16 protein-coding genes are annotated in these 20007 nt (G+C 68.1%); all 16 read left to right on the top strand.

What is annotated here, in order from left to right:
* The first annotated feature begins 64 nt into the window (after positions 1 to 64).
* The 16 genes from GTK09_RS03225 to GTK09_RS03150 all read left to right on the top strand — a co-directional run bounded on the left by GTK09_RS03225 (position 65) and on the right by GTK09_RS03150 (position 20007).
* The gene (locus tag GTK09_RS03225; protein WP_163461068.1) at positions 65 to 1006 is read left to right on the top strand and encodes an ABC transporter permease; all 942 of its coding nucleotides are present in this window, start codon (positions 65 to 67) and stop codon (positions 1004 to 1006) included.
* Positions 1006 to 1896: an ABC transporter permease gene (locus tag GTK09_RS03220; protein ID WP_163461067.1), complete on the top strand. Its 891-nt coding sequence runs from the start codon at positions 1006 to 1008 to the stop codon at positions 1894 to 1896. The genes GTK09_RS03225 and GTK09_RS03220 overlap by 1 nt, the downstream gene beginning before the upstream one ends.
* Entirely contained in the window at positions 1896 to 3581 is a 1686-nt protein-coding gene (locus GTK09_RS03215; protein WP_163461066.1) for an ABC transporter ATP-binding protein, read from the top strand. The genes GTK09_RS03220 and GTK09_RS03215 overlap by 1 nt, the downstream gene beginning before the upstream one ends.
* Positions 3578 to 5107, top strand: a complete 1530-nt coding sequence (locus GTK09_RS03210) for a M81 family metallopeptidase (RefSeq protein WP_163461065.1) — start codon at positions 3578 to 3580, stop codon at positions 5105 to 5107. The genes GTK09_RS03215 and GTK09_RS03210 overlap by 4 nt, the downstream gene beginning before the upstream one ends.
* A gap of 46 nt (positions 5108 to 5153) precedes the next feature.
* Positions 5154 to 6317 (top strand): M20 aminoacylase family protein, encoded by a 1164-nt coding sequence (locus GTK09_RS03205; RefSeq protein ID WP_163461064.1) that lies wholly within the window; start codon positions 5154 to 5156, stop codon positions 6315 to 6317.
* Positions 6318 to 6796: 479 nt separating this feature from the next.
* Positions 6797 to 7936: a M20/M25/M40 family metallo-hydrolase gene (locus tag GTK09_RS03200; protein WP_203560872.1), complete on the top strand. Its 1140-nt coding sequence runs from the start codon at positions 6797 to 6799 to the stop codon at positions 7934 to 7936.
* A gap of 34 nt (positions 7937 to 7970) precedes the next feature.
* Entirely contained in the window at positions 7971 to 9464 is a 1494-nt protein-coding gene (locus GTK09_RS03195) for an amidase (protein ID WP_312869594.1), read from the top strand.
* A gap of 207 nt (positions 9465 to 9671) precedes the next feature.
* Complete coding sequence (locus tag GTK09_RS03190; RefSeq protein WP_163461063.1) at positions 9672 to 10664, top strand: ABC transporter ATP-binding protein; 993 nt, start codon at positions 9672 to 9674, stop codon at positions 10662 to 10664.
* A gap of 51 nt (positions 10665 to 10715) precedes the next feature.
* Positions 10716 to 11999 carry an ABC transporter substrate-binding protein gene (locus GTK09_RS03185; protein ID WP_163461062.1) on the top strand — a complete coding sequence of 428 codons (1284 nt, stop codon included), beginning with the start codon at positions 10716 to 10718 and terminating at the stop codon, positions 11997 to 11999.
* Between the two features lie 4 nt (positions 12000 to 12003).
* A complete protein-coding gene (locus GTK09_RS03180) occupies positions 12004 to 12966 on the top strand; it encodes an ABC transporter permease (protein WP_163461061.1) in 963 nt (320 codons plus the stop codon).
* 4 nt (positions 12967 to 12970) lie between these two features.
* The gene (locus GTK09_RS03175; protein WP_163461060.1) at positions 12971 to 13870 is read left to right on the top strand and encodes an ABC transporter permease; all 900 of its coding nucleotides are present in this window, start codon (positions 12971 to 12973) and stop codon (positions 13868 to 13870) included.
* Positions 13871 to 14035: 165 nt separating this feature from the next.
* Positions 14036 to 14788 (top strand): aspartate/glutamate racemase family protein, encoded by a 753-nt coding sequence (locus GTK09_RS03170; protein WP_163461059.1) that lies wholly within the window; start codon positions 14036 to 14038, stop codon positions 14786 to 14788.
* Positions 14785 to 15648, top strand: coding sequence for a GNAT family N-acetyltransferase (locus tag GTK09_RS03165; RefSeq protein ID WP_312869590.1), 864 nt, complete (start codon positions 14785 to 14787; stop codon positions 15646 to 15648). The genes GTK09_RS03170 and GTK09_RS03165 overlap by 4 nt, the downstream gene beginning before the upstream one ends.
* A gap of 27 nt (positions 15649 to 15675) precedes the next feature.
* Positions 15676 to 16926, top strand: a complete 1251-nt coding sequence (locus GTK09_RS03160; protein WP_163461058.1) for an amidohydrolase family protein — start codon at positions 15676 to 15678, stop codon at positions 16924 to 16926.
* Positions 16927 to 17007: 81 nt separating this feature from the next.
* Entirely contained in the window at positions 17008 to 18180 is a 1173-nt protein-coding gene (locus tag GTK09_RS03155; protein WP_163461057.1) for an amidase, read from the top strand.
* Between the two features lie 69 nt (positions 18181 to 18249).
* Positions 18250 to 20007 carry a sensor histidine kinase gene (locus tag GTK09_RS03150; RefSeq protein WP_163461056.1) on the top strand — a complete coding sequence of 586 codons (1758 nt, stop codon included), beginning with the start codon at positions 18250 to 18252 and terminating at the stop codon, positions 20005 to 20007.

Genomic DNA, 20007 nt, shown 5'->3' with positions numbered 1-20007 from the left:
ATCGGCCGGCCGGGGCGAATGTTCGTCGGCGCCACGCCGACCCGCCTGCCGCGAGGCTCGACCTATGTTCGCCTATATCGCCCGCCGCATCCTCGCCTCCGTCCCGGTGATGATCGTCGTCGCCCTGTTCGTCTTCCTGTTGCTGCGACTGACGCCCGGCGATCCCGCTGCAATCATCGCCGGTGACATGGCGACGCCCGCGCAGCTCGATCAGATCCGCCAGAGCCTCGGCCTCAACGAGCCGCTGGTGACGCAGTTCGTCACCTGGAGCGGGCAGCTCCTCAGCGGCGACTTCGGCCGCTCGCTGATCTCGCGGACGCCGGTGCTGACGCTGATCGGCCAGCGACTGGAGCCGACGCTGAGCCTTGCGATCGTCACGATGATCATCACGCTGGTCCTGTCGATCCCGATGGGCGTCCTGGCGGCCTGGCGCCACGGCAGCCTGACCGACAGCGCGGTGATGGCCGTCTCGGTCCTCGGCTTCTCGATCCCGGTCTTCGTCACCGGCTACATCTTCATCCAGATCTTCGCCATCGATCTGCGGATCTTTCCGGTGCAGGGCTTCAAGAGCATCAGCGAGGGGCTGTGGCCGTTCTTCTCGCGAATATTCCTGCCGGCCCTGACGCTGGCGACGATCTACATCGCGCTGATCGCCCGCATGACCCGTGCCGCCATGCTCGACGTTCTCGGCGAGGACTATGTGCGGACCGCCCGGGCCAAGGGCCTTTCCGAGCGGGTCGTCCTGTTCCGCCACGCGCTGCGCAACGCCGCGGTGCCGATTCTGACCGTCGTCGGCACCGGCTTCGCGTTGATGATCTCCGGCGTCGTCGTCACCGAAAGCGTCTTCAACATTCCCGGCCTCGGGCGGCTGACCGTCGACGCGATCCTGGCGCGCGACTATCCGGTGATCCAGGCGCTCATCCTTCTGACCAGCGGCATCTACGTCGTCATCAACCTGTTGATCGACATATCCTACGCCTTCATGGACCCGAGGATCCGCTACTGATGGCCGACAAAGCGACCCTTGCTGCGGCCGAACCCGTCATCCGGCAACGATTCCTGCCGAAGATCGAGGTCTCCCGCCTGCGTTTCGCCCCGACACTCGCGGCGATCTGCCTTGCCGTGATCGTCGCGGCGGCGATCCTCGCGCCGCTGCTCGCGCCCTACGATCCGATCGCGATGAACCCGATGGAGCGGCTGGCGCCGGCGAGTTGGGCGCATCCCTTCGGCACTGACCCCTACGGCCGCGACGTCTTCTCGCGCACGCTCTACGGCGCGCAGATCTCGCTGATCGTCGGTCTCGGTGCGGCCTTCGTCGCCGTTCTCGTCGGCCTGCCGCTCGGGCTTCTCGCCGGCTTCTTCCGCTGGGTCGACGCGGTCCTGATGCGGATCATGGACGGGCTGATGGCGATCCCGTCGATCCTGCTCGCCATCGCCATCGTCTCCCTCGCCGGCTCCAGCCTCTGGACCGTCCTCGTCGCCATCACCATTCCGGAGATTCCACGGGTGGTGCGGCTCGTTCGCTCCGTCGTCCTGTCGGCGCGCGAGGAGCCCTATGTGGAGGCGGCGATCGCCGTCGGCTCCAGCCTCATCAAGATCATGTGGCGGCATCTGACGCCGAACACCATCGCACCACTGATCGTCCAGGGCACCTATGTCTGTGCCTCGGCGATCCTGACGGAAGCGATCCTGTCCTTCCTCGGCGCCGGCATCGGCACCGAGACGCCGTCCTGGGGCAACATCATGTCCGAGGGCCGGCTCTACTTCCAGCTGAAGCCTGGCCTCATCTTCTGGCCCGGCCTGTTCCTGTCGCTCTGCATCCTGTCGATCAACATCCTCGGCGACACCGCGCGCGACGTCATGGACCCGCGGCTCGGCAAGGGGAGGAACGGGTGATGAGCGCATCGACGAACGCTGCAGAGAAGACCGGTGACGTTCTCGTCGTCGAGGACCTCGTCGTCGAGACAGGCGGGCGAAATCCGGCGACGATCCTCGGTGGCGTGTCGCTCCGGGTGGCGCCGGGCGAGACGGTCTGCCTCGTCGGCGAGAGCGGCTCCGGCAAGTCGGTGACGTCGCTGGCGACCATGGGGCTTCTGCCCAAGGGCGCGCTCGTCGCCCGTTCGGGGCGCATCCTGGTCGAGGGCGAGGACGTCCTCACCGCCAGGCCCGCGCGGCTGCGGCAGCTGCGGGCGACGCGCATGTCGATGATCTTCCAGGAGCCGATGACGGCGCTCAACCCGGTTCTGACGATCGAGAGCCAGCTGGAGGAGGTTCTCAGCGCCCATTCGCAGATGGGGGCGAAGGAGCGCCGCGACCGCATCCGCAGCATTCTGGAGCTGGTCAAGCTGCCGGACGTCGAGCGCATGTGCCGCTCCTATCCGCACCAGCTGTCCGGCGGCCAGCGCCAGCGGGTGATGATCGCCATGGCGCTCGTCCTCGAGCCGAAGCTCCTCATCGCCGACGAGCCGACGACGGCGCTCGACGTGACGACGCAGAAAGAGATCCTGCGGCTGATCGCCGAGATCCAGGAGCGGCTCGGCACCTCCGTCCTGTTCATCACCCACGACATGGGCGTCGTCGCCGATATCGCGACGCGGGTCTATGTCATGCGCCACGGCGAGATCGTCGAGGAGGGGCCGATCCAGCGGATCCTGGAGACGCCGCAGCGCGATTACACCCGCGACCTCCTCGCCTCGGTGCCGGCGCTGCATCCGCGCGAGGGGCGGGCGGCAACGTCGCGCGAGGTCGTGCTGTCGACTTCCGAACTCGGCATGGTCTACCGCCAGCCCTCGCTGTTTCGCAAGCGCCAGGGCACCGTCGCGGCGACGGACGTCAATCTCACACTCACCCGCGGGCGGACCCTCGGCGTCGTCGGCGAGAGCGGCTCCGGCAAGTCCACGGTGGCGCGCTGCGTGATGAGGCTGATCGATCCGACCGCAGGCAGCATCCGCCTGCGCGGCGAGGAGATCGTCGGCCTGTCGCGCGGGGCGCTGCGGCCGATGCGCAAGCGCATCCAGATGATCTTCCAGGATCCGAACCGCTCGCTCAATCCACGCCTCACCGTCGGCGACAGCATCACCGAGGGTCCGATCAACTACGGAACCGCGCCCAAGGCGGCGCGCGAGCGGGCGAAGGAGCTTCTGCAACTCGTCGGCCTTCCCCCTGACGCGGTCGACCGCCATCCGCACCAGTTCTCCGGCGGCCAGCGCCAGCGCATCGCCATCGCCCGGGCGCTCGCCATGGAGCCCGACGTCCTCGTCGCCGACGAGGCGGTGTCGGCCCTCGACGTCTCGGTGCAGGCGCAGGTGCTCGACCTCCTCGACGAGATCCAGACGAGGCTTGGCGTCGCCCTGCTCTTCATCACCCACGATCTCAGGGTCGCCGCCCAGATCTGCGACGAGGTGGTGGTGATGCAGCACGGCCGGGTCGTCGAATACGGACCGACGGCCGAGGTGCTCGGCCATCCGCGCGAGGCCTATACGCGCCAGCTGATCGAGGCCGCGCCCGGCAGGCACTGGGATTTCCCGAATTTTCGCCCGCTCGCTCCCGGCGGGCCCGGCAGCATCGAGGCGATGGAATGACAGGCATCGTCGAACGGGCGGGCGCCCCGCGGATCGCGGTGGGCGGCTTCATGCACGAGACCAACACCTTCGCCCCGACGAAAGCCGGGCTCGACGCCTTCGAGCATGGCGGCGGCTGGCCGGCGATGGTCGAGGGACCCGCCGTCTTCGAGGGGCTGCGCGACGTCAATATGGGCCTCTGCGGCTTCATCGAAGAGGCCGGGCGGCAGGGCTGGGCGCTCCAGCCGACGCTGTGGTGCGCGGCCAGCCCGTCGGCTCATGTCACCGAGGACGCCTTCGAGACGATTTCGGCGCGCATTCTCGACGGGATTAAGGCCGCGCTTCCCCTCGACGGCGTCTATCTCGACCTGCACGGGGCGATGGTCACGGACCATTGCGACGACGGGGAGGGCGAACTTCTCGCCCGTGTGCGCAGCCTCATCGGCCCCGACGTGCCGCTGGTTGCCAGCCTCGATCTGCATGGCAACGTCACCGCCCGAATGGTCGAGGCGGCCGACGCCCTGATCGCCTACCGGACCTATCCCCATGTCGACATGGCCGAGACCGGCCGGCGCACGGCGGTTCACCTCGCAAGGCTCCTCGGCGGCGAACGCCACGCGAAAGCGTTCCGCCAGATCGACTTCCTGATCCCGATCGCCTGGCAGTCGACGGTCATGGAGCCCAATGCCGGGATCTACGGCGCGCTGCCGGAGATCGAGACCGGCCCGGTCGCCTCCGTGTCATTCCTCTGCGGCTTTCCCGCCGCCGACATCGCCGATTGCGGCCCCTCCGTCCTCGCCTATGGTGAGACGCAAGTCGTCGCCGACACTGCGGCCGACGACATCGCCCGCCGGATCGAGGCGGCTAGGCCCGCCTTCGCCGGCAAGTCCTATGCGCCGCTCGATGCCGTGCGCGAGGCGATGCGGATCGCCGGGATTGCGGAAAAACCCGTCGTCATCGCCGACACCCAGGACAATCCCGGCGCCGGCGGCGATTCCGATACGACCGGCATGCTGCGCGCTCTCGTCGAGGCGGGCGCAACCCGAGCGGCGATCGGCGTCATCGTCGATCCGGCCGCCGCACGGGCCGCGCATGAGGCAGGCGTCGGCGCACGCCTGCGGCTGGCGCTCGGCGGCGGGTCGCAGATCCCCGGCGACGCGCCCTTCGAGGCCGAATTCGAGGTTGCCGCCCTCTCGGACGGCGCCTTCGTCGCGCCCGGCGCCTTCTATGGCGGGGCGCGCATGCGACTGGGGCTTTCGGCCTGCCTGACGATCGGCGGCGTCAGCGTCGTCGTCGGCTCGCAGAAGGCACAGATGGCCGACCGCGAGATGTTCCGCTTCGTCGACATCGAGCCCGAAGCCCAGGCGATCCTGGTGGTCAAGAGTTCGGTGCATTTCCGCGCCGACTTCGCGCCGATCGCCGAGACCATCCTGGTCGCGACGGCGCCCGGCCCGATGCCGCTGTCGCCGGCGTCGCTCGATTTCACAAAGCTCCGGCCCGGCGTCGATCTCAGCCCCGAGGGGCCGGTCGTCGCTTCTGCCGATTAACCGCATCGAAGCCGGGCGCGGTGCCGACGCCCGCAAGGAGACCAAGATGACCATCATTCCCGAGATCAAGAGCTTCGCCACCGATCTGACGGCGATCCGGCGCGATCTCCATGCCCATCCGGAGATCGGCTTCGAGGAGGTCCGCACCGCCGGCATCGTCGCCGAGGCGCTGGAAGCCTACGGCTTCGACGAGGTTCATACCGGCATCGGCGGGACCGGCGTCGTCGGCATTCTGAGAGGGACCGGCGGGGAGGGGCGGACGATCGGCCTTCGCGCCGACATGGACGCCCTGCCGATGGACGAGTTGACGAACCTTCCCTACCGCTCGACCAATGCCGGGCGCTTCCATGGCTGCGGTCATGACGGCCACACGACGATGCTCCTCGGCGCGGCGCGCTATCTGGCGGCCAAGCGCGACTTCAAGGGCACGATCACCTTCGTCTTCCAGCCGGCGGAGGAGGGGCTCGGCGGCGCCCGCGCGATGATCGCCGACCGGCTGTTCGAGCGCTTTCCCTGCGACGAGATCTACGGCATCCACAACATGCCCGATCTCGAGCTCGGCCAGGTCGCGGTGTTTCCCGGCAAGGCGATGGCCGGCGCCAGCTTCTTCGACATCCACATCAAGGCGCGTGGCAGCCATGCGGCGATGCCGCATAATTCCAAGGACGCCATCGTCATTTCGATGGCATTGGCGCAGAGCCTGCAGACCATCGTCAGCCGCAACGTCGAGCCGCTGAAGCCAGCCGTCCTGTCGATCACCAGGATGAATGCCGGCTCGGCCTACAATGTGATTCCCGAAGAGGCCCATCTCGCCGGCACGATCCGCTTCTTCCACGACGAGGTGGGCGAACTCGTCCGCCGCCGGCTGCGGGAGATCACGGCAGGCGTGGCGTCGAGCTTCGACTGCCAGATCGACGTCGACATCCGCGAGATCTTCTCGGTGCTCGACAACGACCCCGCCTCGACCAACGCCCTGCGTCAGGCGGCGGTCGACGTCGTCGGCGCGGCCGGCGTCATCACCGAGCCACGCCCGACCATGGGCAGCGAGGATTTCGCCGACATGTTGAAGGCCGTGCCCGGCGCCTATTGCTGGGTCGGCCACGGCGGCACCGTGCCGCTGCACAATCCGGGCTTCATCCTCGACGACGAGATCCTGCCCATCGGTGCGAGCCTGCTCGCGCGGGTCGCCGAGATGCGGCTGGCGGGGTGACGAGAGAGCCGGAGCCTTGCGAATGCACCTGTCGGCGCAAACGTGGCGCAAAGTGACCAGTCCCCCTCATCCGGAGGTGCCGCCAAAGGCGGCCTCGAAGGGCGAGGGGGCCGCGCGGACGGGGAAATGCGGGCGGCGGGGTGACGGTGTCGGTGGAATGGGCTTGGGCGGCGGATTTCTGCGCAAGGTTCTTCCAGAAGGCTGCGACGCTCGACGCTTCGTCATTCTCGGGCGCCGTCCCGAGAATCCAGGAATCGCAGGGCGCCTTTTGCTTCCGTTTGGATGGGCGTCGCGTCATCCAGAGTCGCGGCAACCGCCCTTGGATTCTCGGGACGGGGCCCGAGAATGACGATCTGGAGGGGCTGCAAAGCCCTTCAGTACAAGTCGCCGCCGGCCAAACAAGTGTCCACCCGCTTCCACCGGAAAGCCCGCACCCGCCACCTTGCACAGCCTGATGAACCGACGAAACGAGGACTGAAATGACGATCGACGTGAATGCCGTGCCGCTCGATGCGGAGGCGATGCTGAACGGGCTAAAGCGCTGGGTCGAGCTGGAAAGCCCGACCTATGACAAGCCCTCGGTGGACAAGATGACGGCGATGGCGGCTGAGGACATGGAGGATCTCGGCTTTTCGGTCGAGGTGATCCCCGGTCCCGAAGGCCTCGGCGACTGCGCCAGAGCCGCCTTTCCGCATGAGCGAACCGGCGAGCCGGGCATCCTCATCATCGGCCATCTCGACACGGTGCATCCGCTCGGCACGCTGGAGAAGCTGCCGTTCAAGCGGGAGGGCAACCGCTGCTGGGGGCCGGGCATCTGCGACATGAAGGGCGGCAACTTCGCCGCCATCAGCGCGGTGAAGGCGCTGGCCGACATGGGCGTCAAGACGCCGCTGCCGGTGCATGTGCTTCTGACTTCCGACGAGGAGATCGGCACGCCGGGAACCCGGGCGCTGATCGAGGCGGAGGCGCAAAAGCACAAATACGTCCTCGTTCCCGAGCCCGCCTGGGGCCGCAACACCGTCGTCACCGGCCGCTACGCCATCGCCCGCTATCATCTGACGGCGATGGGCCGGCCGAGCCATGCCGGCGCGGCGCTGAAGGCGGGGCAGTCGGCGGTGAAGATGATGGCCAGGGAACTCCTCGCCATCGAGGACATGACCGACGACGACTGCACCTTCTCCGTTTCCGTCGTCCATGGCGGGCAGTGGGTGAACTGCGTGCCGACGGTGTGCCGGGCGGAATGCCTGTCGATGGCCAAGCGCCAGGAGGATCTCGACCGCGGCGCGGCGCGGCTGATGGCCTTCGATCGGCGGCAGGCGGACGGCACCGGCTTCCTGGTGGAGAAGAGCGTCGTCCGGCCCGTCTGGGAGGCGAGCGAGGGGACGATGGAGCTGTTCGAGCGGGCGAAGCGTATCGCCGGCGACCTTGGCTTCCCGCTCTCCCACGCCTCGGAAGGCGGCGGCTCGGACGGCAACTTCACCGGCGCGATGGGCTTGCCGACCCTCGACGGCCTCGGCGTCGTCGGCGCGAACGTCCATACGCTGGACGAGCATATCGAGGTGGACAGCCTCGCCTCGCGCGGCCGGCTGATCGCCGGTCTTCTGGCGGAGCTCGACTGATGGGCGCTCTTCCTCTCCTCGCCGGGGCGCGGCCGTGACGCTTTCGGGCGACATGTCGGAGGAGACGGCGGCGAAGGGCGGCGTCCTGCCGCCCTTCGCTGTCGCCGGATCGTTGCGGGCGCCCGAGGGCGACATTCCTGCCATCTGCGCGATGTCCGCCGGAGATCTCGTTCGCGCGATCGGGGCGGGGGAGGTTTCGGTCGTCGAGGTGGTCACCGCCTTTCTCGACCGGATCGAGGCGGTCAATCCGGTCCACAACGCCATCGTCTCCCTGCGCCCGCGGGCGGATATTCTGGCCGACGCCGCGCGCAAGGACGCCGAACGTGCGGCTGGGGCGACAGTCGGCCCGCTCTTCGGCCTGCCCGTGGCGATCAAGGACCTTTCCCCCACGAAGGGGCTGACCACCACCTTCGGCTCGCCGCTCTTCCGCGACCACGTGCCGGACGAGGACGGGATCTCCACGGCCCGCATCAGAGCCGCCGGCGCGATCGTCACCGGCAAGACCAACACCCCCGAATTCGGGCTCGGCTCCCACAGCTTCAACGAGGTCTTCGGCGCGACCGGCAACGCCTTCGATCCGACGCGCTCGGCGGGCGGCTCCTCCGGCGGGGCGGCGGTGGCGCTGGCGACGCGGATGGTGCCCATCGCCGACGGCTCCGACATGGGCGGCTCCCTGCGCAATCCGGCCGCCTTCAACAACGTCTACGGCCTGCGCCCGTCCTTTGGCCGGGTGCCGAGCCTGCCGGCGGGCAGCGTCTTCGAGGCGCAACTGGCGACCGACGGCCCGATGGCGCGCAGCGCCGAGGATCTGGCGCTGCTGCTTGCGGTGCAAGCTGGCGCCGATCCGCGCCAGCCGCTGTCCTTCGGTCTCGCCAGCCTCGATGAACCGCGTCTGACGCAGGACCGGCCGGTGCGCATCGGCTGGCTCGGCGATCTCGGCGGCCATCTCGCCATGGAAGAGGGCATCCGCGAGACAGCCCTCTCGGCCGTGGCGCGAATTCCCGGCGCCGAGACGATGCCCGCCGACCTCGACTTCGAGCCGGAGCGGCTGTGGCAGAGCTTCGTCCTGCAGCGGCAGGCCGCGCTCGCCATGCGTTACGGGCCGCTTTATGACGAGCCGGCCAAGCGCGCGCTCCTGAAGCCCGAGATGCAGTGGGAGATCGAGGCCGGTCGTACCCGGTCGGCGGTCGACCTGCACCGGGCCTATGAGACCCGCACGGCCCTGCATCTGCGGCTGCTCGATCTGTTTCGACGCTTCGACTTCCTGGCTCTGCCCGCAGCACAGGTCTGGCCGTTCCCGATCGGCTGGCGCTGGCCGCAGATGGTCGCTGGCCGACCGATGGACAGCTACCACCGTTGGATGGAGTGCGTCGCCCTCGGAACCCTTTCGGGTTGCCCGGTCCTGGCACTTCCCGCCGGCCTGCGCGACGGACTCTCGACCGGCGTACAGATCATCGCGCCGCACGGCCGCGAGGCGGACCTGATCGAACTTGCGCGGATCTACGAAAGCCGGTCGCGGGCAAATTGAGGTCTCCGGGATGCCTTGGTCCCGGAGGTCACTTTGCTCATGCCTCGGGGCCTGCCGGCTTTCTTCTCGCCGTGCCTGAATTTTGAGCATTTTCGCTCGGGGACGGGCGTCCGGCCTTGCGGAGAAAAGCGGCAGGGTCTGATCCCCGCGGGTTGGCACGGCCGTTGCATCACTCTTTCGCGTAACGTCAACCGCGAAAGTCATGCCTTGCCGAATCAAGCCGCCGCTCTCGAACTTGCCGCTGTCACCAAGGCCTATGGCGAGACGGTCGCCGTCGATGCCGTGTCGCTGAAGATCCCCGCCGGCACCTATTGCTGCCTGCTCGGGCCGTCGGGCTGCGGCAAGTCCTCGACGCTGCGGATGATCGCCGGCCACGAATTCATCTCCGCCGGCGACGTGATGATCGGTGACACGGTGGTCAACGACCTGCCGCCGGCCAAGCGCGGCACGGCGATGATGTTCCAGAACTACGCGCTGTTTCCGCATCTGTCGGTGCGCGACAACGTCGCCTTCTCCCTGAAGATGGCGGGGATCGGCAAGGCCGAGCGGCTGCGCCGCGCCGACGAGTTGCTCGACCTCGTCGACATGGCGAAATATGGCGAACGCCTGCCGAGCCAGCTTTCCGGCGGCCAGCAGCAGCGCGTCGCGCTTGCCAGGGCCCTCGTCACCAATCCGACGGTGTTGCTCCTCGACGAGCCGCTGTCGGCGCTCGATCCGTTTCTCAGGATCCGCATGCGCGCCGAGCTGAAGCGCTACCAGCGCGAATTCGGCATTTCCTTCATCCACGTCACCCACAGCCAGGAGGAGGCGATGGCGCTCGCCGACATGGTGGTGGTGATGAACGACGGGCGGATCGAGCAGGTCGGTTCGCCACGCGAGGTCTTCAACGCGCCGAGAACGACCTTCGTCGCCAGATTCATGGGCGGCCACAACATCGTGCCGGAAGGCGGCCGGAACTATGCCGTCAGAGCGGACCGGCTGAAGCTCGTCGCGGCGACGCCTCCACAGGCCGCCAACACAGCGACGGTCACCGATGTCGAGTATCAGGGCATGACCGTCCATGTCGCGATGACCCGCAAGGACGGCACCGAGCTTCTGGCGACGCTGGCGGAAGCAGAATTCGACCGCTCGCCGGTGAAGGTCGGCGACGTCGTCGCGGTCGCCTGGCAGCCGGCCGACCGGCACGAACTGGCGGCCTGACCGCCCAACCCTTCACAAGTCCACATCGTTCAACACGGAGGAGCCCGAACCATGACCATCCTGAAGGAAACCCGCGGCGGCATCACCCGCCGGTCGATCCTGAAAGCCTCGGCCGCGCTCGCCGGCGCCGGCGTCGTCACCAAGGTCACCGGCTTTCCGGCGATCGCCCAGGAGCCCGTGACGCTTCGCTATCTGTCGACGGCGGTGAACCAGTCGCCGGCCATCGCCGCCAAGGCCGGCGAGGATCTCGGCATCAAGATCGAATACATCGCCGTGACGACGGACGACGTCGCCAAGCGCGTCATCACCCAGCCGAACTCCTTCGACCTCGTTGACACCGAGTATTTCGCCCTGCCGAAGCTCCTGCCCTCCGGCAACATCATGGGCCTCGACGCCTCGAAGATCACGCTGTCGGACAAGATCGCCTCGGTGATCCGCAACGGCACCGTCAACGGCAAGAAGGTCGGCCTGGACGGCACCGCGCCGACGGAAGTGCTCTATCTGCCCGACGAAGAGGCGACGGAGTTCGCCGGCGAGGAAACCGGCTTCCTCACTCTCATCCCGACCACCTACAACGCCGACACGCTGGGCATCCGGCCGGACCTCATCGACGGCGAGGTGTCGAGCTGGGCCTCGCTGCTCGATCCGAAGTTCAAGGGCAAGGCGGCGACGCTCAACATCCCCTCGATCGGCATCATGGACGCGGCGATGGCCATCGAAGCCCGCGGCGACATGACCTATGGCGACAAGGGCAACATGACCCGCGAGGAGATCGACAAGACCATCGCGGTTCTCATCGAGGCCAAGCGCAACGGCCAGTTCCGCGCCTTCTGGACGGACTTCAACGAGAGCGTCAACCTGATGGCCTCCGGCGAAGTCGTCATCCAGTCGATGTGGTCGCCGGCGGTGACGGCGGTGCGCACCCAGGGCATCGAGTGCAAGTATCAGCCGCTGAAGGAAGGCTACCGCGCCTGGGCGTCCGGTTTCGGCCTCCCGGTGGCGATCGGCGAGCGCGAGAAGGACGCGGCCTACGAGTTCATCAACTGGTTCCTCTCCGGCTGGGCGGGCGCCCATCTCGCCAAGCAGGGCTACTACACCGCCGTCTTGGAGACGACCAAGGAAGCCATGGAGCCCTATGAATGGGCGTACTGGTTCGAGGGCAAGGCGGCCGAGAAGGACATCATGTCGCCGGACGGCAAGCTGCTGGAGAAGGCCGGCGCCACCCGCGACGGCGGCTCCTACGACGAGCGCATGGGCGCCGTCGCCTGCTGGAACGCCGTCATGGACGAGAACATCTACATGATCCGCAAGTGGAACGAGTTCATTGCCGCCTGAGGTCATGACACAGAGGCTGGATGCCGCGACGCAGGTCGGGGCGTCCAACGCCAACAAAGGCGTTTCGAGCGGCGCGAGAAAGCGCCGCACGAGCTGGACGCCGGCCTGGGTACCCTATGCCCAGGCCGCGCCGCTGGCGCTCGTCTTCTTCCTGTTCTTCGTCCTGCCGCTGGTCGCGACCTTCGTGGTCTCGTTCTGGAACTACACCGAATATTCGATCGAGCCGGCCTTCGTCCTGTCGAACTATCAGGACGTCTTCTATGGCTGCTTCTCGGGCTCGTCGGGCCTCTGCACCACCTTCGCGACCTATCTGTCGACGCTGAAATTCGTCGCCATCGTCTGGGCGGTGACGCTCTTCATCGGCTTCACCGTCGCCTATTTCCTGGCCTTCCACATCCGTACCCTGCCGATGCAGATCGCGCTCTTCATGGTCTGCACCATCCCGTTCTGGACCTCGAACGTCATTCGGATGATCTCGTGGATCCCGCTGCTCGGCCGCAACGGCCTCGTCAACGAGACGCTCGCCTCGATCGGTCTCGTCGACGCGCCGATCGAATGGCTGCTCTATTCCGATTTCGCCGTCGCGCTGGCGCTCGTCCACCTCTACACGCTGTTCATGGTGGTGCCGATCTTCAACTCGATGATGCGCATCGACCGGGCGCTGATCGAGGCGGCCTACGACGCGGGGGCATCAGGCTGGCAGACGCTGACCAACGTCATCATCCCGCTGGTCAAGCCGGGCATCCTGATCGGTTCGATCTTCGTCGTCACCATCGTCACCGGCGACTATCTGACCATCGGCATCATGGGCGGCCAGCAGATCGCCTCGGTCGGCAAGACCATCCAGACCCAGATCAACTTCCTGCAGTTCCCGATCGCCGCCGCCAACGCCATCGTGCTGCTTGCCGTGGTGCTTCTGACGATCTGGGGCATGCTGCGGCTCGTCGACATCCGTAAGGAGCTCTAGTCAGATGGCAGCGGGATCCGCTTACCGCGAAGAGAGACGGCCGCGCTCCTTCTATGCGCTGGCGGTGTTCTTCGCGCTGTTCGTCGTCTTTCTCTACGGGCCGGTGGTGACGATCCTCACCTTGTCCTTCCAGGGACCCTCGGGCGGCCTGACCTTTCCGATGAACGGCTTTTCCTTCTACTGGTTCGAGCGCCTATGGAGCGGGCGGGGCACGGTCGACATCGGCACCGCCTTCCGGCGCTCGCTGATGCTGGGGCTGACGGTGATGGTGCTGACCGTCGTCGTCTCGGTGCTGGCGGGGCTCGCCTTCCGCAAGAAGTTCTTCGGCGCGACGCCGCTGTTCTACGTCGCCATCGCCAGCCTGATCGTTCCGTCGATCGTCGTATCGCTCGGCATCGCGCTGGAATTCCGCATCGTCGACGACGTCTTCCGGCCGTTCCTCTCCTCCATCGGCCTCGTCTCCCGGCGCGGCAATTCGCTGGGGCTGTTCACGTCGGGCCTCGGGGCGCATCTGTCCTGGACGCTGCCCTTCGGCCTCCTGATCATGTTCGCGGTGTTCAACCGGCTCGACAAGAGCTACGAAGAGGCGGCGCGCGATCTCGGCGCTTCGAACTTCCAGAGTTTCAGATATGTGATCCTGCCGATGATCGCGCCCTTCCTGATCGGCATTTCGCTGTTCGGCTTCACCCTGTCCTGGGACGAGATCGCCCGGTCCAGCCAGGCCATGGGCTCGACCAATACCCTGCCGCTCGAACTCGCCGCGCTGACGACGACGGTGACCACCCCGGAGATCTATGCCTTGGGGACTTCGGTCACCGCGGTGTCCTTCACAGTGATCTTCGGCACGCTCGCCGCCTTCGTCCTCCTGCAGAGACGCAGGCGGATGCGTGCTTTGGCGGGATGAACGGTCGGCCTGGCGTCGGCGAAATCGGATCGCCCGCGTGACAAATTCGCCGCCCCGAGATCGTGCGGATGCCGTAAGACTTTCCTCGTCGCGACTTTGCCGGCGGGCTCGATACCCTTGGCGGCGAATGTCGGAATGGGACCATCAGCCGTCTGAGGAGGCCCCTTGCGGATCTCGATCGTCAATCCGAACTCCACCCGCTCGATGACCGATACGATCGCCCTCGCGGCGCGCCAGGCGGCGGCGCGGGGCACTGAAATCCTTGCCTATCAGAACGACGCCGGCCCGATCTCGATCGAGGGCCATGTCGACGGCGCGCTCGCCGTGCCGGGCCTCCTGCACGCCCTCGCCATCGCCGAGCGGGACGGGGCCGATGCCCACATCATCGCCTGTTTCGACGACACCGGCCTCGAAGCGGCGCGCTCGGTGCTGGAGTGCCCGGTGATCGGCATCGGCGAGGCGGCTGCGCGGATGGCGACATTGGTGGCACGGCGTTTCTCGGTGGTCACGACCCTGTCCGTTTCCGTGCCGATCCTCGAAGACAACCTCGTTCGGGCCGGCCTCGCCTCGCTCTGCGCCAGCGTGCGCGCATCGGAACTGCCGGTACTCGCCCTCGAAGCCGACCCGGAGGCGGCGATGGCGAAGATTTCCGAGGAGATCGCCCTCGCCATCACGAAGGACGGCGCCGAGGCGATCGTGCTCGGCTGCGCCGGGATGGCCGAATTCGCCGCAGCGCTGTCGCGGGAGCACGGCGTGCCGGTGGTCGAGGGTGTTTCGGCGGCGGTCAAGCTGATGGAGGGGGCGGCGGCCCTCGGCCTGAAGACCGCCAAGCGCGGCGGCTATGGCGCGCCGCGCACCAAGCACCAGGGATTTGCCTATCCCGAGGGCATGGTCGCGCAGGCGAGGGAGCCCGCGTGAGAACGGGCGAAGCGGGCGGCCTCGACATTCGCGTGATGAGCGAGGCAGAGGTCGCGCTTGCTGTGGAATGGGCCGCGGGGGAGGGATGGAATCCCGGCCTGTGCGATGCGGAAGCCTTTCGTGCCGCCGATCCCGACGGGTTTCTGATGGCCTTTCTCGACGGCGAGCCGGCCGCCTCGATCTCCGTGGTCGCCTTTGGCGACACTCACGGCTTCCTCGGCTTTTACATCGTTCGGCCGGAGCTGCGCGGCCGCGGCATCGGACGGGCACTCTGGCAGGCCGGCATGGCGCGGCTCGCCGGGCGCTCGGTGGGGCTCGACGGCGTCGTCGACCAGCAGGCGAACTACGCCAAATCCGGCTTCGTCTTCCAGCACCGCAACGTTCGATACGAGGGCCCCGTGCCGAGGGTCATCGCGGCGCCCGACGATACGCGGCCGGTGACGCAGGGCGATTTCGAGCGCATCGTCGGCTACGACGCCGCCCGTTTCGGCACCCCGCGGCCGGTGTTTCTTACCGCTTGGCTTTCCACGCCCGGACACGTCGCCAGGCTCGTCGAGCGGCCGGATGGCGCACCGGCCGGCTACGGCGTCATCCGTCCGTGCCGTGTCGGCTTCAAGATCGGACCGCTCTTCGCCGCGTCGCCCGAGATCGCCGCTAGCCTCTTCGACGCGCTGGTTCGCACGGCCCCGTCCGGCGAGACGGTCGTCCTCGACGTTCCCGAGTCCAATGCCGCCGCCGTCGGCCTGGCAAGGTCCCGCGGGCTTCTGCCGGTTTTCGAGACGGCCCGAATGGTGACGGGTATGCCGCCGTCCTTGCCGCTCGACGAGATCTTCGGCATTACCAGCTTCGAGCTCGGCTGAGCTTCCGGCGGGGGGGGGGCGAAGAAGATGGCGACGTTCGACTTCATCCTCAGGCAGGCCCGGATCGACGGGCACGGCGAACCAGCCGACATCGGCGTTTTCAACGGTCGGATCGTGGCAATCGAGGCAGCCTTGCCGCAGGGCGGGCCGGAGCGTCCGGCGGATGGGCGTTTCGTCTGCACGGGTCTGGTCGACGCCCACATCCATCTCGACAAGGCCGGCATTCTCGGCCGTTGCCCGATCTGCGAGGGGACGCTGCAGGAAGCCGTCTTGCTGACCGCTGGGGCCAAGGCCGACTTCACACAGGAGGACGTCTATGCCCGCGCCGAGACGGTGCTTCACGCGGCGATCGTCAACGGGACGATGGCGATGCGCAGCTTCGTCGAGACCGATCCGCGCGTCGGCCTGTCGTCTTTTGAAGCGCTCACCCAGCTGAAGCGCGACTATGCGGCGATGATCGACCTCGACCTCTGCGCCTTCGCGCAGGAGGGGCTCACCCAGGAAATGGCGACCTACGATCTCCTGATCGCCGCGCTCGAACAGGGCGCCACCAGCGTCGGCGGCTGCCCCTACACCGATCCGGATCCGGTCCGGCACATCGATCTCATCCTCGACCTCGCCGAGCGCTTCGCCGTGCCGGCGGACTTCCACATCGACTTCGACCTCGACCCGGAGGGCTCTGATCTTCCCGGCCTGATCGCTGCGACCCGTCGGCGAGGCCTTGAGGGCCGCGTCTCGATCGGCCATGCCAGCAAGCTTTCGGCAATGGCCCCGGAGCGGTTCCGCCAGTTCGCGGAGCAACTTGCCGAAGCGGATATCGGCGTCGTCGTGCTGCCGGCGACGGATCTCTATCTCATGGGCCGGGGCGCCGACCGCCTTGCGCCGAGAGGCATGGCGCGGGCCGACTTTCTCGCCGCCGCCGGCGTCCGGACGGCGGTCGCCACCAACAACGTCCTCAATCCCTTCACCCCCTTCGGCGACGCCTCGCTGGTCCGCATGGCCAATCTCTTCGCCAATGTCGCGCAGATCGGCGCCAACGAGGAGATCGCCCGTAGCTTTTCCATGGTCGGCGAGAGCGCCGCTTCGGTCATCGGGCTGTCGCGGCCGTCGGCACCGGCGGTCGGCGCGCCGGCCGATCTCCTCGTTCTCGATGCGGTGGACGCCGTCGATGCGGTGCGCCGCATCGCCCAGCCGATCGCCGGCTGGAAGGCCGGGCGGCAGACCTTCGAGCACGCACTCCCGAGGCTATTTCGCGGCGAGGCCGACGGTGGGCGGTGACCGGCCCTTGCGGCAGTCCGACGCCTGGCGCGTCCATCGCCTTCCATCCCCATCCTCCCTCCAGTGAGAGACTGTCCTGCGATGCTCATCGACGACGATCCGGTCCATGCCTTCATGCCCTATCCGCCGGTCGCGGTGCCTTCCGCCGCAGAAGGGCCACTGACGGGCCTGCGTCTGGCGGTCAAAGATCTCTTCGCGGTCGAGGGCTACCGGACGAGCTGGGGATGTCCGCTGAAGCTCGCCATGAGCGCGGTCGAGACCGAGACCGCGCCCGCGGTACAAGCCCTTCTGGACGCCGGCGCGCGCTTCGTCGGCAAGACCCATACCGACGAACTCGCCTGGGCGCTCTACGGGCTGAACGCCCATTTCGGCGCGCCGATCAATCCGGCGGCGCCGGACCGCATTCCCGGCGGATCCTCCTCGGGCTCGGCCGCGGCCGTCGCCGCGGGGCTTGCCGATATCGGCATCGGCACGGACACCGGCGGCTCGGTGCGGGCGCCGGCGAGCTTCTGCGGATTGTGGGGCATCCGGCCGACCCACGGGCGGGTGTCGCTCGCGGGCTGTATGGAACTCGCCGCGAGCTTCGACACCGCCGGGCTGTTTGCGAGGGACGCCGACACGTTGGAGCGCGCGGCGGCGGTCCTGCTCGGGCCGGATGCCGCCGACGCGCCGGCGCGGCCGCGCTGGCTGATGCCCGTCGACATGGTCGGCCGCCTCGGTCCCGAACAGCGGGCGATCTACGATTCAGTCTTCGGGGCGATCGGGGCGGAGCCGGTCTCGCTCTATCCGGACGGCGGGGCGGAGGCGCTTTATGAAGCCTTCCGGGTCCTGCAGGGCTGCGATGCCAGGCGCTCCGTCCTGCCCTTCATCGACGCGACGAGGATGCCGCTTGCCGCCGGGCTCGATGAACGCGTCGCCTTCGCGCGCCAGCTGAACGAGGAGGACGAGGCGGCCGCCAATGCCGTGCGCGGGCCCTTCGCCGCCGCCATGGACGCGCTCCTCGGCGCGGACGGCGTGTTGCTGGCGCCGGTGGTGCACGACGCGCCGTTCCGGCGCGACGCCGAGCGCGCCGTGTTCGACGCCTTCCGCCACGAGGCGATGAAGCTCCTCGCCGTCGCGGGCATGGCCCGCCTGCCACAGGTCGTCTTCCCGGCGGGCACCCTTGACGGGGCGCCGTTCGGACTGTCGCTCGTCGGCCCGCGTGGCTCCGACCGTTGGCTTCTGGGTGTGGCCGGCCGCTTCTTCAGGCCGTAGGGCGCCGGGGGCCTGTGTCGGAGCGGCGTTCTTCGCTAGGATCGCGCCGGCAACGGCGGTCGAGGGACGATGGCGAGCAGGCGAGGCATCAGAGAGCGGTTTCGGCGCGTCCGTCTGGTCGCCGCGCTGGTGGTGGCGAGCCTGTCCCTCACGGCGATCTGGCTGGTCGCCAGCATCCAGGCCGATGCCGCCCGGATCGCGGTCGGGCGCGAAGCCGTCGAGACGCTCGCCGTGCAGCGCGAGACGCTGACCGGCGTTCTCGACAAGTACCGGCTGCTGCCGCCGCTGCTCGCCCGCCAGCAGGACGTCGCCGGGCTGTTTCGCCAGGAGCCGGATACGGGCGAGCATGAGCGTGCGCGGTTGAAGGCGCGGGAGGTGGCGAGCCTTTCCGGCGCCAAGGACGTCGCCTTCCTCTATCCCGATGGCGACGTGCTCGCCTCCGCCCACGGCTTCTTCCTCGACCGCTCGCCCGACCGCGAGGCGTTGATCGAAGCCGTTCGCCAGGGCCGGCTTGGCCGCGCCGCCATCGCGATCGACAGCGACGAGCGCGCTTATGCATTCGCTTCGGGCGTTCGAACCGGCCTGACGCTGATCGGCATCGTCGTCGTCTATGTCGGCTTCGACGAGATCGAGGCGACGTGGTCGCTGTCGACCAACCCGATCTTCGTGACCGATCCCGCCGGGACGATCTTCCTGACCAATCAGCCGCGATGGCGGCTGAAGCCGCTGCATGAGATCGCCGACGACGGGCTGCCCGAACGGCGCTTCAGGGTCGGGAGCATGGCGATTCCCTATCTCGATCTCGTTCGCGACCTGCCGTTGCTCGATTGGCGGCTGCACGTCCTCGCCGACGCCCGGCCGGTAATGGAAGCGCGGCTGACAGGCGGTCTGATTGCGGCGCTGGCGGCGCTTCTCGGGGCGGCGCTCGTCGCCCTCGTCGTCTGGCGGCGCGAGCGCGCCGTGCTCGGCCGGCGGGCCGAGCGGGTTGCGGCGCTGCGGCTCGAACGGCTGGTGCGCGATCGCACCCGCGCCCTCAACGCCACCAACCGCTCGCTGTCCTCGGAGATCGCCGAGCGGCGCCAGGCCGAGGACCGGCTGCGCAAGGCCCAGGCCGATCTCGTCCAGGCCGCCAAGCTGGCCGCCCTCGGCCAGATGTCGGCGGCGCTCAGCCACGAGTTCAACCAGCCGCTGGCGGCGATCGCCACCTATGCCGAGAATGCCGGCGAGTTTCTCGCCCGTGGCCGGGGCGATCTCGCGGGCGACAATCTGAAGCGCATCGGCCAGATGGTGGAGCGGATGGCCGAACTGTCGCGCACGCTCCTGTCCTTCGCGCGCAAGCCGGGGACGAGCACCATGCCCGTGCCGCTCGCGGCGGTGCTCGACGAGGCGATGATCCTGGTCGGTCCGCGCGCCCGCAAGGAAGGCGTCGCGCTCGTCGTCGACGAACGGCTGCGGGCGGTCGACGTCGTCGGCGGCCGCACGCGGCTGTCGCAGATCTTCGTGAACCTGGCGAACAACGCCATCGACGCGCTGGCCGGGCGCCCGGGCGCCGAGATCCGCGTCGATCTCGAAGATGCCGGTGAGACCGTCGTCGTGCTCGTTTCCGACAACGGTCCCGGCATTCCCGAGGAGATCGGCGGCGCCGTGTTCGAGCCGTTCTTCACCACCAAGGAGACGGGATCGGGTATCGGCATCGGCCTCTCGATCGCCTACAGCATCGCCAAGGACTTTGGCGGCAGCATCGCGCTGCGCGACGGTCCGCAGGGCGGCTGCATTTTCGCCGTCTCACTGCGGGCGGCCGCGGCCGAGCGCCAAGCGGCGGAGTGA

Origin of the sequence: Jiella pacifica (assembly GCF_010500815.1) — a bacterium.
Classification (GTDB): domain Bacteria; phylum Pseudomonadota; class Alphaproteobacteria; order Rhizobiales; family Rhizobiaceae; genus Jiella; species Jiella pacifica.
The sequence above is the reverse complement of the archived record's forward strand: the minus strand, read 5'-3'. Positions and strand labels throughout refer to the sequence as shown.

Excerpts from the sequence above, each read along its gene's own strand:
- GTK09_RS03225 (WP_163461068.1), top strand. The coding sequence starts at position 65 with ATGTTCGCCTATATCGCCCGCCGCATCCTCGCCTCCGTCCCGGTGATG.
- GTK09_RS03220 (WP_163461067.1), top strand. The coding sequence starts at position 1,006 with ATGGCCGACAAAGCGACCCTTGCTGCGGCCGAACCCGTCATCCGGCAA.
- GTK09_RS03215 (WP_163461066.1), top strand. The coding sequence starts at position 1,896 with ATGAGCGCATCGACGAACGCTGCAGAGAAGACCGGTGACGTTCTCGTC.
- GTK09_RS03210 (WP_163461065.1), top strand. The coding sequence starts at position 3,578 with ATGACAGGCATCGTCGAACGGGCGGGCGCCCCGCGGATCGCGGTGGGC.
- GTK09_RS03205 (WP_163461064.1), top strand. The coding sequence starts at position 5,154 with ATGACCATCATTCCCGAGATCAAGAGCTTCGCCACCGATCTGACGGCG.
- GTK09_RS03200 (WP_203560872.1), top strand. The coding sequence starts at position 6,797 with ATGACGATCGACGTGAATGCCGTGCCGCTCGATGCGGAGGCGATGCTG.
- GTK09_RS03185 (WP_163461062.1), top strand. The coding sequence starts at position 10,716 with ATGACCATCCTGAAGGAAACCCGCGGCGGCATCACCCGCCGGTCGATC.
- GTK09_RS03180 (WP_163461061.1), top strand. The coding sequence starts at position 12,004 with ATGACACAGAGGCTGGATGCCGCGACGCAGGTCGGGGCGTCCAACGCC.
- GTK09_RS03175 (WP_163461060.1), top strand. The coding sequence starts at position 12,971 with ATGGCAGCGGGATCCGCTTACCGCGAAGAGAGACGGCCGCGCTCCTTC.
- GTK09_RS03160 (WP_163461058.1), top strand. The coding sequence starts at position 15,676 with ATGGCGACGTTCGACTTCATCCTCAGGCAGGCCCGGATCGACGGGCAC.
- GTK09_RS03155 (WP_163461057.1), top strand. The coding sequence starts at position 17,008 with ATGCTCATCGACGACGATCCGGTCCATGCCTTCATGCCCTATCCGCCG.
- GTK09_RS03150 (WP_163461056.1), top strand. The coding sequence starts at position 18,250 with ATGGCGAGCAGGCGAGGCATCAGAGAGCGGTTTCGGCGCGTCCGTCTG.